The organism is Bacillus sp. Hm123, from assembly GCF_051842975.2.
In the GTDB taxonomy this organism is placed as follows: Bacteria; Bacillota; Bacilli; order Bacillales; family Domibacillaceae; genus Bacillus_CE.
Map to the genome: position 1 here is coordinate 2,174,607 of NZ_CM200277.1, position 13,865 is coordinate 2,188,471.

14 protein-coding genes are annotated in these 13,865 nt (G+C 40.7%); all 14 read right to left on the reverse strand.

Features of this window, described 5'->3' with window-relative positions:
- Positions 1–64: 64 nt before the first annotated feature.
- The 14 genes from spoIVB to ACSVDJ_RS11325 all read right to left on the reverse strand — a co-directional run bounded on the left by spoIVB (position 65) and on the right by ACSVDJ_RS11325 (position 13,864).
- A complete protein-coding gene (spoIVB, locus tag ACSVDJ_RS11260) occupies positions 65–1,258 on the reverse strand; it encodes a SpoIVB peptidase (protein WP_439168813.1) in 1,194 nt (397 codons plus the stop codon).
- A gap of 163 nt (positions 1,259–1,421) precedes the next feature.
- On the reverse strand, positions 1,422–3,131 hold the full coding sequence (gene recN / locus ACSVDJ_RS11265; RefSeq protein WP_439168815.1) for a DNA repair protein RecN: 1,710 nt from the start codon (positions 3,129–3,131) through the stop codon (positions 1,422–1,424).
- Positions 3,132–3,147: 16 nt separating this feature from the next.
- Positions 3,148–3,597, reverse strand: coding sequence for a transcriptional regulator AhrC/ArgR (gene ahrC / locus ACSVDJ_RS11270; RefSeq protein WP_439168817.1), 450 nt, complete (start codon positions 3,595–3,597; stop codon positions 3,148–3,150).
- Positions 3,598–3,762: 165 nt separating this feature from the next.
- Positions 3,763–4,602, reverse strand: a complete 840-nt coding sequence (locus ACSVDJ_RS11275; protein WP_439168819.1) for a TlyA family RNA methyltransferase — start codon at positions 4,600–4,602, stop codon at positions 3,763–3,765.
- A gap of 2 nt (positions 4,603–4,604) precedes the next feature.
- The gene (dxs, locus tag ACSVDJ_RS11280; protein WP_439168821.1) at positions 4,605–6,497 is read right to left on the reverse strand and encodes a 1-deoxy-D-xylulose-5-phosphate synthase; all 1,893 of its coding nucleotides are present in this window, start codon (positions 6,495–6,497) and stop codon (positions 4,605–4,607) included.
- Between the two features lie 196 nt (positions 6,498–6,693).
- Positions 6,694–7,566, reverse strand: coding sequence for a polyprenyl synthetase family protein (locus tag ACSVDJ_RS11285; protein ID WP_439169092.1), 873 nt, complete (start codon positions 7,564–7,566; stop codon positions 6,694–6,696).
- Positions 7,567–7,579: 13 nt separating this feature from the next.
- Positions 7,580–7,807 (reverse strand): exodeoxyribonuclease VII small subunit, encoded by a 228-nt coding sequence (locus ACSVDJ_RS11290; protein WP_439168823.1) that lies wholly within the window; start codon positions 7,805–7,807, stop codon positions 7,580–7,582.
- Entirely contained in the window at positions 7,797–9,152 is a 1,356-nt protein-coding gene (gene xseA / locus ACSVDJ_RS11295) for an exodeoxyribonuclease VII large subunit (RefSeq protein ID WP_439168824.1), read from the reverse strand. Before xseA ends, ACSVDJ_RS11290 begins: the two co-directional genes overlap by 11 nt.
- A gap of 86 nt (positions 9,153–9,238) precedes the next feature.
- Positions 9,239–10,105, reverse strand: a complete 867-nt coding sequence (folD, locus tag ACSVDJ_RS11300; RefSeq protein WP_439168825.1) for a bifunctional methylenetetrahydrofolate dehydrogenase/methenyltetrahydrofolate cyclohydrolase FolD — start codon at positions 10,103–10,105, stop codon at positions 9,239–9,241.
- Positions 10,106–10,135: 30 nt separating this feature from the next.
- Positions 10,136–10,522, reverse strand: a complete 387-nt coding sequence (gene nusB, locus ACSVDJ_RS11305; protein ID WP_439168826.1) for a transcription antitermination factor NusB — start codon at positions 10,520–10,522, stop codon at positions 10,136–10,138.
- 199 nt (positions 10,523–10,721) lie between these two features.
- Complete coding sequence (gene yqhY / locus ACSVDJ_RS11310; RefSeq protein ID WP_439168827.1) at positions 10,722–11,141, reverse strand: lipid-modulating alkaline shock protein YqhY; 420 nt, start codon at positions 11,139–11,141, stop codon at positions 10,722–10,724.
- A 26-nt stretch (positions 11,142–11,167) separates the two neighbouring features.
- Positions 11,168–12,520, reverse strand: a complete 1,353-nt coding sequence (gene accC / locus ACSVDJ_RS11315; protein WP_439168829.1) for an acetyl-CoA carboxylase biotin carboxylase subunit — start codon at positions 12,518–12,520, stop codon at positions 11,168–11,170.
- Between the two features lie 13 nt (positions 12,521–12,533).
- Positions 12,534–13,031: an acetyl-CoA carboxylase biotin carboxyl carrier protein gene (gene accB / locus ACSVDJ_RS11320; protein WP_439168830.1), complete on the reverse strand. Its 498-nt coding sequence runs from the start codon at positions 13,029–13,031 to the stop codon at positions 12,534–12,536.
- A 266-nt stretch (positions 13,032–13,297) separates the two neighbouring features.
- On the reverse strand, positions 13,298–13,864 hold the full coding sequence (locus tag ACSVDJ_RS11325) for a SpoIIIAH-like family protein (protein ID WP_439168831.1): 567 nt from the start codon (positions 13,862–13,864) through the stop codon (positions 13,298–13,300).
- Between the last annotated feature and the right edge of the window lies 1 nt (position 13,865).

Consider the following 13,865-nt stretch of genomic DNA (forward strand, 5'->3'; position numbering starts at 1 on the left):
TTTCTTTACTTTTTTTTGATTTCGACGATTTTTTATGTAAAAAACAAGCGAAAACTTCGCTTGTTTAACTGACTTTTTCTTCTGCTAATGAAATGCCGGCTTCGTTGAGCATCCATTCGATATGAACACCATACCCCGATGTTGGGTCATTCACAAAAACGTGAGTCACCGCTCCGACTATTTTATTATTTTGAATAATTGGGCTACCGCTCATTCCTTGAACAATTCCTCCAGTGCGATCAAGCAGTTTCTGGTCGGTAATTTTGATGACCATCCCTTTTGTAGCTGGATGTTTTTGTGGGATCGTACTGACAATTTCGATATCGTACCACTCGACTTTTTTTCCGTTCACAACAGTTAAAATTTTAGCCGGACCTTCTTTTACTTCATGAGATAAGGCAACTGGATACGCTTTATTAATAAGCGGATGATGCATCGGCTTTTTTAATTGTCCAAAAACGCCATATGGACTATTATTCGTAATATTCCCCAGTCGATTTTGACTGTTAGAAAATCGGGCAAGTTTTTCACCTGGGTTCCCATAACGTCCCTTTTGAATAGACATGACTGTTGATTGAACAATTTCTCCATCTTGAACGATGATCGGTTTTTTTGTATCTACATCTGTAATTACATGACCAAGCGCCCCATATTTTTTTGATTTCGGCTCATAAAATGTTAGTGTGCCAATTCCAGCTGCTGAATCACGTATATAAAGACCTAGCTTATACGACTGTTCCTTTTGATCTTTAAGCGGTTTCAGCTTCGTTTCCAGCTGTTTATGATTTCTTTGAATCATGACGCTCATCGGTTGACTTCGGTCGACCCCTTGAAGAAATGCTCCTACATCTTGCATTTTTTCTATTTTCTTGCCGTTGATTTTCGTGATTAAGTCACCTACTTGGATACCAGCTTGCTCTCCTGGAGATTTCTTTCCTTGAGCCGTATCGACTAAGTGATGACCAACTACTAGTACGCCAATTGTATTCATTTTAATGCCGATGGACTGTCCACCTGGAATGACTTTTATTTCTTTTATCGCTGTCACTCTCTTATTAGTTAATGGAAATCCTGCTAATTCGAGCAATTCTTCCTTTTGGCCGATGTTTGTACCCAAGACGGCCGAAATGCTTTCTTCCTTTTGATCGTGTAGTCCTTTTGCATCGACCGGCTGAATAATAAACCAATTCAATAAACAAAATAAAACGGAAACAAGGAGAATTCCACCAGTGGTGTTGCTACATCGTTTGTTGTTCAACCCCTTCACTCTCCTCGCTTCTGAATGAGCCGCTTTGCTGGCTGTACATTTACTTTTTCCTTAGAACGAAGCAATTATTACGGAAAAATACTCCCATCATTGGATCGCTTAATGTTCACAAAAAAATGGCTGTCTCCCCTTTTTAGAGAGACAGCCATAGTGTTTAGCTATTTTTTAAAGTAGCGGCTAATTCAAGTAGCTCTTTTGCATGTTGTTTCGTTAAATCTGTCATTTCGACTCCAGAAATCATTCGTCCGATTTCTTTAATTTTCTCCTCATTTTCAAGTGATTCCACAGATGTTTTCGTTCGTCCGCCAGTCATTACTTTAGATATGTATAAATGTATATCAGCCATCGCAGCCACTTGTGGCAAATGGGAAATACAGAGGACTTGCGAATGAATGGCTACTTGATGAATTTTTTCTCCGATCGCTTGAGCAACTCGACCGCTCACTCCCGTATCCACTTCATCAAAAATAATAGAAGTCACTCCTTGATGCTTCGAGAAGATCGTCTTCATCGCTAGCATCATTCGTGATAATTCTCCTCCAGAAGCGACTTTAGATAGCGGCTTTAACGGTTCACCCGGATTGGTGGAGATATAAAATTCGACTTCATCTAGTCCGTCTTTTTTAAACGTGGGGGCTTGCTTCATCCCATTTTCACCATCGATAAGAAACTCGATCTTGAATACAGTTTTATCCATGTACAACTGCTTTAGCTCATGATGAATCGCATCTTCTAATTTTTCAGCTGCTTGTTTGCGCAAATGGCTAAGCTGCTTCCCTTCAAGCAATAAATCTTTTTCATACGCTAATCGATCCTTTTCTAGCTTTTCAATATGCGTTTCTCGATTCGTTAACGTTTCAATTTCCTCTTCAATCTTTCCACCGTATTCCATAATTTCTTCAATCGTGCTGCCATATTTTCTTTTTAGAACATTGATTTCATTAAGCCTTGTTTCAATCTCATTTAAGCGATTAGGATCAAACTCTAGCCCCTCAAGCGCTGAACTGATTTGGCGCGATACATCCTCAATCGCATAAAAGCTTTCGGACATCGCTTCATAGAGGGAACGATATTGTTCATCAATTTCGGCCGCTGTTTCTAGCTGACTCATTGCTAAACCGATCCAATCTAGCCCTTTTCCTTCTCCTTGCAGGGCATTGTAACTCGTCTGAGTCGATTCGTATAATTTCTCGAAATTGCTCAGCCTTCGTTTTTCTTCTGTTAGCTCTTCATCTTCCCGTAGCTTCAAATCTGCTTTTTGGATTTCATTTAGTTGAAATTGAATTAAGTCGAGACGATGAGCCATTTGCTGTTCGTTTTCGCTTAACTGGCGAATCGCTTTCATCGTTTGTTCATAGCGTTTGAAAATGTCTGTATAATTGGCTTTCGCTGCTAACACTTTACTTCCACCGAACTGATCGAGCAAGTGTAAATGTTGATTCGTATCCATCAGCTCTTGATGCTCATGTTGACCGTGAATATCGACGAGCGTCGAACCAATTTCGCGAAGGATAGCAATCGTCACAAGCTTGCCGTTGATGCGACAGACACTTTTTCCATTCGCAGAGATTTCTCTGCGAATGATCACCATCTCATCCTCCATCTCAATACCAAATTGCTGGGCTTTTTGGACAGATGGATGATTGGCTCCTTCTATACTAAACATTCCTTCAATTTCGGCTTTTTTCTCTCCGTGACGAACAAATTCCGATGAGCCACGTCCACCTGCTAGTAAGTGAACAGCATCGATAATAATGGATTTACCCGCCCCCGTTTCTCCGGTTAACACGGTCAATCCTTTTTCTAATGATAGGTTTAATTCTTCAATGATGGCAAAATTGCGTATGGACAATTCCTGTAGCAATGTCTATTCACCTCAATTAAAGCATTTCTAAAAAGCGTTCTGAAATAATCGATGTATGCTCAGGGGCTCGACAAATAATTAAACAAGTGTCATCTCCACAAATGGTTCCCATAATTTCGTCCCAATCAAGGTTGTCAATTAATGCACCGACGGCTTGAGCGTTTCCTGGCAAAGTTTTCATGACGACAAAGTGACCAGCGGCATCAATACTGACAAATGCATCCACTAAAGAACGTTTCAGCTTTTGTAACGGATTAAAGCGCTGATCAGCCGGAAGACTATATTTATAGCGCCCGTCCATCAATGGTACTTTCACTAAATGAAGCTCCTTAATATCTCTTGATACCGTTGCTTGCGTTACGTTATAGCCTAAAGTTTTTAAGCGATCGACAAGATCATCTTGTGTTTCGATTTCATTGTTAGCAATAATTTCTCTAATTTTTATATGACGTTGTCCTTTGTTCATCTTATCACCTCAAAAAGCGTATAAATATGCTGTAGTATTCACATTTTATCTTAATTCAATCCTGATGTATAGTCATTATGTCGCAGCTAGTACGCAAAAAGAGACTGCTTTCAAGACTTTCGTCTTTGAAACAGTCTCTTTTTGTGATCCTTTCAGTCAAACGCACTATTTGTTTGTTTTTTGCTTTAATTGTTCATGAGCATCATTGACAACAGCATCAACCGTCGTTAACAGCTGATTTTCTCCTGTTTCTTTCGGCTGCTTAGACCAATGTAAATGAATTAAAAACTCAATATTCCCGTCTCCCCCAGTAATAGGAGAATACGATAAATCCTTCACATCGTATCCAAGACCTAACGCTAAATCAATGATTTTAACGATCACTTCTTTATGAATTTTCGCTTCTCTTACAATCCCTTTTTTACCGACTTGCTCTTTGCCCGCTTCAAATTGCGGCTTAATTAAAGCAACGACATCACTTTCTGGAACGAGTAATGTTTTTAATACAGGTAAAATTAAGGATAACGAAATAAACGAGACATCAATCGTCGCAAAATCAGGCATTCCTTCTTGTAAGTCAACTGGTGTGACGTAACGGAAATTCGTTCGCTCCATGACGACGACTCGTTCATCTTGACGAAGCTTCCAAGCAAGTTGATTATAGCCAACATCTAGTGCATAAGAAAGCTTCGCCCCATTTTGTAGTGCACAATCGGTAAATCCACCCGTTGAAGAGCCGATATCAAGCATCGTTTTATCTTTCACATCCACCTGAAATTCTTCCAATGCCTTTTCAAGCTTTAATCCTCCGCGGCTTACATAACGTAGCGTATTTCCTTTAATTTGCAAAGGAGCGTCGGCAACAATTTTCTCTCCCGGTTTATCTAGACGCTCTTCATTGGAGTAAACAAGGCCAGCCATTACAGCGCGCTTTGCTTTTTCTCTCGTTTCTATTAATCCTCTTTCTACAAGAAGTACATCTATTCGTTCTTTCTTTATCTTCATGCTTACGCTCTTTTCTGTTTTTTCGGAATCATCGCACGCAACTTCGCAACAGCGGCTTCTTCCGTTAATTCAATTTCTTCTAACAACAAGTCGACGCTTCCATGCTCGATGAAACGATCAGGAATTCCCATGCGATCAATCACGTGATCATGATATCCGTGATCATGAGCGAATTCAAGAACTCCACTTCCGAAGCCTCCTTCAAGAACCGCTTCTTCAATCGTTAAAATCGGCATATCCGCATTTAATATCCGTAACAGCATCGCTTCATCCATCGGTTTAATAAAACGAGCGTTGACAACCTTCACGGAAATCCCTTGTTTTTCCGCCTGTTCTGCTGCTTTCATCGCCATTGGAATCGTTGTACCGAATGTTAAAATCGCGAGATCCTGCCCCTCTTTCAACACTTCCCAAGAACCAATCGGAATTTCCTTCAATTGTTCATCCATCGGCACACCGAGTCCATTGCCTCGCGGAAAGCGCATCGCAATCGGACCGTCGTTATATTGAAAAGCTGTGTACACGAGATGCTGTCCCTCATTCTCATCTTTTGGCATCATCAAGACCATATTAGGCAAATGACGTAAAAAAGCGATGTCAAATACTCCTTGATGCGTTTCACCGTCTGCACCTACGAGACCCGCCCGATCAATGCCGATAAACACATTTAAATTCGGTCGACAAATATCATGGACAACTTGATCGTAAGCTCGCTGTAAAAACGTCGAATAAATGGCAAGAAACGGTTTCATCCCCTGCGTCGCAAGCCCTGCGGCTACCGTTGCGGCATGCTGCTCGGCAATCCCTACATCATGCATCCGATCAGGAAACTCCTCGGCAAACCCTAACAGCTTAGAACCAACAGGCATTGCCGGTGTAATAGCAACGACACGGTCATCGGTACGGGCAATTTTGCGAGCCGTTTCACTCACAAGCGCACTCCAAGCAGGCGGCTGATTGACAGGCTTTATAATCGCTCCCGTTTCCATTTTATATGGACCGATTCCATGCCATGTTCCTTGCGTATCTAACTCAGCTGGACGATAGCCTTTTCCTTTCTTCGTCAACACATGAAGGATGACAGGTCCTTCTACTTTTTTTGCATATTGTAGCTGTTCTAACAAATCTTCAAAATTATGACCATCAATTGGGCCAAGATACGTAAATCCCATCTCTTCAAAAAACATACCTGATACAAATAAGTACTTTAAACTATCTTTTAATCGTTCCGCTGTATGAACCATTTTCCCACCAACAGCTGGAATTTTTTTCAGTAAGCTTTCAAGTTCATCTTTCACCCAGTTATATTTACCGGCTGTTCGCAAACGCCCCAACATTTGATGAAGCGCTCCAACGTTAGGAGCGATGGACATCTCATTATCGTTTAAAATCACAATCATATTCGTTTTCTCATGTCCAATATGATTCATCGCTTCAAGAGCCATTCCTCCGGTTAGGGCACCATCACCAATGACTGGAATAACATGAGACTTCTCTTTCTTTAAGTCTCTCGCAATCGCCATCCCCATCGCTGCGGATAAAGACGTGGAACTATGGCCGGTTTCCCATACATCATGCTCACTTTCCGAGCATTTAGGGAAACCGCACAATCCTTTGTACTGACGAAGAGTATCGAATTGTCCGGCACGCCCTGTTAATATTTTATGAACATACGACTGGTGTCCAACATCCCATAGAATTTTATCGATAGGGCTTTGAAAGCAACGATGCAAGGCAATCGTTAACTCTACTACCCCTAGGTTCGGCCCGATGTGACCTCCCGTTTTTGATAAATTTTCGATTAAAAATTGACGAATATCTGCGCTTAATTCATTTAATTCATCTATGGACATGTTTTTCAAAAAAGTAGGGTCTTTAATTGATAATAGATCCAATAGGATCACTCGCTTTCATTACTATGTCATTTGTCACTTTGACTTTATTATAACGTGCTTGATTTTTTCTACAACTTTTCGCTTTAGTGACTTTGAAAAAAGAGCCGCTAACACTATGACGTGATAACGGCTAGTTAATAAAAATGGTACTGATATTATATCACACGTCGCAAATTACAACAATTTTAGTCACTTTTCACTGATCTCGATGAGCAATTAAATGGGCAAGTTCCTTCAAAAGTTCAGCATCTGTATTCGTTTTTTCGATCGCTTGAAGCGCTTTTGTTAAATGCTCCTGAAGCTTGTCTTTCGCTCCCTCAAGCGTCAGTAAAGCTGGATACGTGCTCTTTTGTTTATTCACATCACTACCGACTCGTTTGCCGATTTTTTCTTCTGAGCCTTCCACATCTAATATATCGTCTTGAATTTGAAAAGCAAGGCCAATATGATTGGCGTATGTTTGAAAATGCTGTAATTGCTCTTCTGTCGCTCCTGATAAAAAGGCTCCTGCCATCACGCTAAACTCTAACAGCTTACCCGTTTTATGTTTATGAATATACTCAAGTTCTTCTAAAGTTAACTGTTTGTTTTCTCCCTCGATATCGGCCATTTGCCCCCCGACCATCCCACTAGGTCCAGCCGCTTGAGATAACCGATCAATCAACCATACTTTCTGGTCACTGGAATATTCCAGTGATTGAGTGATCACTTTAAAAGCATGAGTTAACAAGGCATCTCCCGCTAATATAGCCGTCGCTTCGCCAAACACTTTATGGTTAGTCGGCTTGCCCCGACGGAGATCATCATCATCCATGCTCGGTAAGTCATCATGAATTAAGGAATACGTATGAATCATTTCTAAAGCGGCGGCAGCTTCCATTCCAAGCGATGTTTTTTTGCGAAAAGCAGCGACCGTCGCAAACAATAACATCGGACGAAGTCTTTTTCCACCTGCTTGAAGAGAATAATCCATTGCTTGTATTAATATGTCTGGAGCTGTGATTGTAGAAATGATTGTGTGTAATTTTGTTTCGAGTTCTGTTTTATGTGCATCGATAAATCCTGACAATTGGCTCACTCTGTTATTCCCCCTCACGAACAACGAAGTCCTGCTCTCCATCTTCGGTCATTAATTTTGCTAATTGTTCTTCTGCACTCCCCAATCTTTCATGACAAAAAGCAGATAATTCCATTCCTTTTTGATAATAACTCAACGCTTCTTCTAACGGAACATCGCCTTCTTCGAGCTTTGTCACAATCGATTCTAGCTGATCCATCGCTTCTTCAAAACTAAGTTTTTTATTCTCCATTTTTATCCTCCTCCATCGATTGAATTTGACAATACAAGCTCCCATCGGACAATCGGACTCTCAGTTCCTCGCCCACTTTAGCATCTCTCGTTGATTTCACTAATTGATTATCAGCAGTATAAGTGAGGCTATATCCTCTTTCCATCACTTTTAACGGACTTAATGCTTGAAGTAAAGATACTTTTCGTTTAAATTCGTCTTCTTTACGGTTAAATACAGCTTGCATTTGTCGAGTCAATCTCATTTTTAATCGATCCACTTCGATCGTAGACTCATGAATTTTTTTCCCTGGATGACTTCTTTGTAAACGATTAGTCAGCTCATGAATTTGAGTATGAGTCTGTTTCAAATAAAGAGTCTGCTCTCTAACCAGTTTTTCCGTTAGTCGATCTAGTCGTTCCGCTTGTTGACGATATAGCGCCTCTGGGTTGCGCATAATATAGGAGCTTTTGACAGCTTCATATCGTTTTCTTTCCCGCCGAATTTTTTCTGACATCGCTCGAATTAATCGTGTTTTTTTTGCGGCTACTTTTTCGACAACTTCTTCGATATGCGGTACAGCAAGCTCAGCAGCCCCTGTAGGTGTCGGTGCTCTCATATCCGCAATAAAATCAGCGATGGTCACATCTGTTTCATGACCGACAGCTGAGATGGTCGGTATTTGTGAAGCACTAATTGCTAAAGCTACTTGTTCTTCATTAAAAGCCCAGAGTTCCTCAATCGAGCCGCCCCCACGTCCGATAATTAACACGTCTGCTTGACCATCAACATTCGCTTTTTCAATCGCTGATACAATCGAAGGAGCGGCGTTCTCTCCTTGAACAAGGGCTGGATAGACGAGCATTTGAGCGACTGGATAGCGCCTCTTGATCGTTGTGATGATATCTCTCACGGCTGCTCCTGTTGGTGAAGTAATGATACCAACCACTTTAGGATAGGGAGGCAGGGAGCGTTTTTTGGTAACATCAAACAGCCCTTCTTTTTCCAGACGTTTCTTTAGCTGCTCAAATGCTAGATAGAGCTCGCCGATACCATCTGGCTGCATCGCCTTCACATATATTTGATATTGACCGCCGGCTTCGTAAACAGTGATATCTCCCTTAATTAACACTTGCATTCCGTTTTCTGGCTTAAACTTTAACGATCGATTGGCAGAGGAAAACATAACCGCCAACATCCGCGCCTGATCATCTTTTAAAGTAAAGTACATATGTCCGCTAGAGTGCATTTTAAAGTTAGAGATTTCTCCTTTAACAAACACATTCGTTAAATGCGGATCAGCATCGAATTTTCGTTTTATGTATTTCGTTAACGCTTTAACTGTTAAATAGCGTTGTACATCCATCTTCCATCCCACCTTTTTGGGTCAAGCTAAAAAGCTGCCTCCCTATTATAACATGTTCGGGAGGCAGCTTTGACATTTCAAACTGCTTATTTAGATGCCGCCATCGCTACTTTTTGTTTTACCGATTGCACAGTATTAAACAATAACATCGTAATCGTCATCGGACCTACACCACCTGGAACTGGTGTAATCGCACCGGCTACTTCTTTCGCACTTTCAAAGTCAACGTCGCCACAAAGCTTGCCGTTTTCATCACGGTTCATCCCCACATCGATCACAACCGCTCCTGATTTGAAATCTTCCGCCTTTAAAAATTTCGCTTGACCGACAGCAGCGATCACTACATCTGCTTGCTTTGTAAAAGCAGACAAGTCTGTCGTTCTCGAATGACAAACGGTTACTGTTGCGCTCTCTTTTAAAGAAAGCAAAGCGGCTGGTTTACCAACGATGTTGCTGCGACCGACAACGACGACATGCTTGCCCTCTAAAGAAATATTTTCTTTTTCAAGCATTTTAATAATGCCATAAGGTGTACAAGAATAAAAAGCTTCCTTCCCGATCGACATTTTCCCTACATTGACTGGATGAAAGCCATCTACATCCTTTTCAGGAGCAATCGCATCGATCACTTTGTCTTCTGAAATATGAGAAGGTAATGGCAATTGAACAAGAATGCCGTGAATATTTTCATCCTCGTTCAACTCTTGCACTTTTTCAAGCAATTCTGCTTCTGTAAGATCTGCCGGATAACGATAGATTTCCGAATGGATTCCAACCTCTTCACAAGCTTTGTCTTTATTTCTTACATACGTTTGTGAAGCTTGATCTTCCCCAACTAAAATAACCGCTAAGCCTGGAGTGATTCCTTTTTGCTTTAGAGTTTCGATTTCTCCCTTTAATTCTTGGCGAATATCTTTCGCAATTTGTTTACCATCGATGATTGTTGCTGTCATGATTGTTTCCCCCTTGTTAGCCATTCGTTATTATATCGAATCTTTAATTCGTGATAATACACCATTAATAAACTTACTTGAACGCTCATCGCTAAAACTCTTAGCTAGCTCCACTGCTTCGTTAATCGCCACTTTGTCAGGCACATCCTCGGTATACTTCATTTCATATACCGCTAATCGTAAAATATTGCGATCGACTTTTGCTAAACGATCAAATGACCAATTCTCAAGATTCTCCTTAACGATTTGGTCAATCTCTTCTAAATGAGAAATCGTACCCATCACACTTTTTTGTAAATATTCATCGACCGGAGCATCCTCTAATACATTTTGGATCGCTTCTTCAGGGGTTGCTCCACTCATATCGATTTGATAAAGTGCCTGCAAGCTTTTCTCACGTGCTGTACGTCTTTTCATTCATTTAAACTCCTTTTGCTTTTTCATCATAAAATGATAATAGCATAAAATAAAAAAAATACACATGTTCTTGCAAAAAAGCTGTGTTTTTAAAATCTTTGTTAAAAATAAATAATGATCGACAAACAACAAAAAAAAGCTGACCCGTTAGGTAAGGCTTCATACGCCTTACCCATTTTGCTTAGGTCAGCCTTTCATTTTACGCTTCTGGTACTAAATCGCTTTCAGTGCTTTTTGTTTCAAACTGAATACCGACAACATGAATGTTTACTTCATCTACTTGAAGTGCCGTCATATTTAATAACGCTTGTCGGATATTATCTTGAATTTTTTGAGCGACTGCAGGAATCGATACACCAAATGCGATCACACAATACACATCAACTTTAATGCCGTCTTCTGCTAAGTGAACACGAACACCTTTACCGTGGTTTTTCTTACCGAGACGCTCCACGACACCTGATGCAAAGCTACCACGCATTTTCTCGACGCCATCGACTTCAGATGCAGCGATTCCTGCAATGACTTCAATTACTTCAGGAGCAATTTCAATCCGCCCCATACCATTGTCTCCATTACTCATTTCTAAAACTTGATTTCCTTGGCTATTTTCTGCCATCAATCAACACCCCCGTGTTAAATAGTTTATGAATTCATCACTTCGTACATTTCAAGGAATTTCGTGTTAAATTCTCCATCAACGAATTTCTCATGATCAAGCAACTGTAAGTGGAATGGAATAGTTGTATGGACTCCTTCGATGACAAATTCGCTTAACGCACGCTTCATTCGAGCAATCGCTTCCTCACGAGTCGCTCCAAACGTGATAAGTTTAGCAATCATGGAGTCATAAAATGGTGGAATCATATAACCTGGATAAGCAGCAGAATCTACCCGAACTCCAAAACCTCCAGGTGGCATATAAGCTGTAATACGACCAGGAGATGGCATAAAGTTCTTTTCTGGATTTTCTGCATTAATTCGGCACTCAATCGACCAGCCATTGAACTCTACCTCTTGTTGTGTAAGAGCCAATTCCTCGCCAGATGCTACACGAATCTGCTCTTTAATCAAGTCCACACCTGTTACCATTTCCGTTACAGGATGTTCTACTTGAATTCTTGTGTTCATTTCCATGAAATAGAACTGTTTATGATTATAATCATAAATAAATTCTACCGTTCCTGCACCTGTATAATCAACTGCTTTCGCTGCTTTCACTGCTGCATTTCCCATTTCTTCGCGAACTTTGGCATCAAGAGCCGGTGAAGGCGTTTCTTCAAGCAACTTTTGCATACGACGTTGGATAGTACAATCACGTTCACCTAAGTGAATCACATTTCCATGCGTATCTGCAAGTACTTGAATTTCAACATGGCGAAAATCTTCGATAAATTTTTCCAAATAGACACCTGGGTTACCAAACGCTGTGGCGGCTTCTTGCTGGGTCATGTTAATGCCTTTGACGAGTTCTTCTTCATCGCGAGCGACACGAATCCCTTTTCCACCACCGCCAGCTGTCGCTTTAATAATAACTGGGTATCCAATTCCCTCGGCAATCGCCATTCCTTCTTCGATCGATGGAATAATGCCATCAGAACCCGGTACGATTGGCACACCTGCTTTTTCCATCGTATCACGCGCTACATCTTTCGTTCCCATCTGAGTGATAGCTTCTGGAGATGGACCGACAAAGATGATATTGCATTCACGACAAATCTCTGCGAAGTTCGCATTCTCTGCCAAAAACCCATAACCCGGATGGATCGCATCACAATTCGTCAATTTAGCTACACTAATAATATTTGTGAAATTTAAATAGCTGTCTTTAGAAGCAGTAGGTCCAATACAGAAAGCTTCATCCGCTAATTGCACGTGGAGAGCTTCTTTATCTGCTTCGGAATAGACAGCCACCGTTTCTATATCAAGTTCTTTGCAAGCGCGAATAATACGCACAGCAATTTCCCCACGGTTGGCGATCAATAACTTTTTAATCATTCCCGATCTCTCCTTATAAAGGCTTTACTGAAAATAACGGTTGACCGTATTCAACTAATTGCCCGTCTTTCACAAGAATTTCGACAATTTCGCCTTCCACTTCCGCTTCAATTTCGTTAAACAATTTCATTGCTTCTACGATACAAACAACGGTTTCACTAGACACTTTTGATCCCGGCTTCACGTATGCCTCCGCGTCTGGAGATGGAGATTGATAGAACGTTCCTACCATCGGAGACGTGATTGTATGTAAATTTCCTGTGCTTTCTACTGCTTTTGGCGCTTCTGGCACTGGTACTTCTTGAACGACAGGCTTTACTTCCGGTTGTTCTGTTTGTACCGGAGCAGCTTCTACTTTCGGTGCTTCCTGTGGTACATCCTTCACTACAGAGTATGTCACGCCTGCGTTCTTTTTCATTTTGACTTTACTACCATCTGATTCAAATACAAACTCTTCAATATTGGATTGATCAACAAGTTTAATCAATTCTCTTATTTCCTGTACTTTCATCTCTGACACCCCTTGAAAAATTATGACTAGATAATAACATCTTACGATAACATCTAGTAAGAATTCAACTTTTAATTAAGGAAGAGAATTCTACCCATATATTTTATCGCTTCTCCAGTGAATATGATATGATAAATAAAAATTTTAAAAATATTTTTTTAATTGCCTCTATTAATCTGCAAACAAAAAAAGAGCGATCTTAAGATAAAAGGGACCTTCTAAAGGTGCTCCTTTTCAAGACAGCTCCTGACTTTTCATTTTGATCTTTATTTCACTGTTTGAAATTCCACCGCAACCGGTTGCTTTCCTAGCTCGTCCCGTGCCAGACGAATGATTTCATTCGCTGCGGTAGCGGAATGCTTTTCAGCTTTGACGGTGATTTTAATATTCGTTCCATCTGCACGAACGAGAGCATCTTTATACCCTTTTGATTTAATGAGTGTCTCTAACACACTTTCTTTCGTTGCTAATTCTGTTAATTTTTCCATTTCTTCATAAGCTTGATTTTTATCCTCAGCTGAAAGGTCTGATGAAGCGACTTTCGTTGTCAAATCCTCCTTCAGCTTATTTCTTTGATCCTCCATTTCTAATCGAAGAAGGTCAAATGCCTCATCTCCTGCCGTTTCTGTCACGACCTCTACTTGTTGATCACTCGCCGCTCCATTTGTTTCTTGAGGCATTTGTTCGGCTGACTCATTCGTCTCTCCTGCTTGATTTTTCGTCGAGGCGACGTCAGGTGAAAGCTGCTCTGGAGAAGTAATGTAGTAGACAGATAATACGACAACTAGACTGATCATCGTTAACAACCAAACGGTTTGTTTTTTCAATAGCATT

What these genes read in the sequence shown, in the direction of transcription:
- ACSVDJ_RS11275 (WP_439168819.1), bottom strand. Translation starts at nt 4,602, where the DNA reads ATGAAGATAAAGAAAGAACGAATAGATGTACTTCTTGTAGAAAGAGGA.
- ahrC (WP_439168817.1), bottom strand. Translation starts at nt 3,597, where the DNA reads ATGAACAAAGGACAACGTCATATAAAAATTAGAGAAATTATTGCTAAC.
- xseA (WP_439168824.1), bottom strand. Translation starts at nt 9,152, where the DNA reads ATGGATGTACAACGCTATTTAACAGTTAAAGCGTTAACGAAATACATA.
- ACSVDJ_RS11325 (WP_439168831.1), bottom strand. Translation starts at nt 13,864, where the DNA reads ATGCTATTGAAAAAACAAACCGTTTGGTTGTTAACGATGATCAGTCTA.
- ACSVDJ_RS11290 (WP_439168823.1), bottom strand. Translation starts at nt 7,807, where the DNA reads ATGGAGAATAAAAAACTTAGTTTTGAAGAAGCGATGGATCAGCTAGAA.
- folD (WP_439168825.1), bottom strand. Translation starts at nt 10,105, where the DNA reads ATGACAGCAACAATCATCGATGGTAAACAAATTGCGAAAGATATTCGC.
- accB (WP_439168830.1), bottom strand. Translation starts at nt 13,031, where the DNA reads ATGAAAGTACAGGAAATAAGAGAATTGATTAAACTTGTTGATCAATCC.
- yqhY (WP_439168827.1), bottom strand. Translation starts at nt 11,141, where the DNA reads ATGGCAGAAAATAGCCAAGGAAATCAAGTTTTAGAAATGAGTAATGGA.
- accC (WP_439168829.1), bottom strand. Translation starts at nt 12,520, where the DNA reads ATGATTAAAAAGTTATTGATCGCCAACCGTGGGGAAATTGCTGTGCGT.
- nusB (WP_439168826.1), bottom strand. Translation starts at nt 10,522, where the DNA reads ATGAAAAGACGTACAGCACGTGAGAAAAGCTTGCAGGCACTTTATCAA.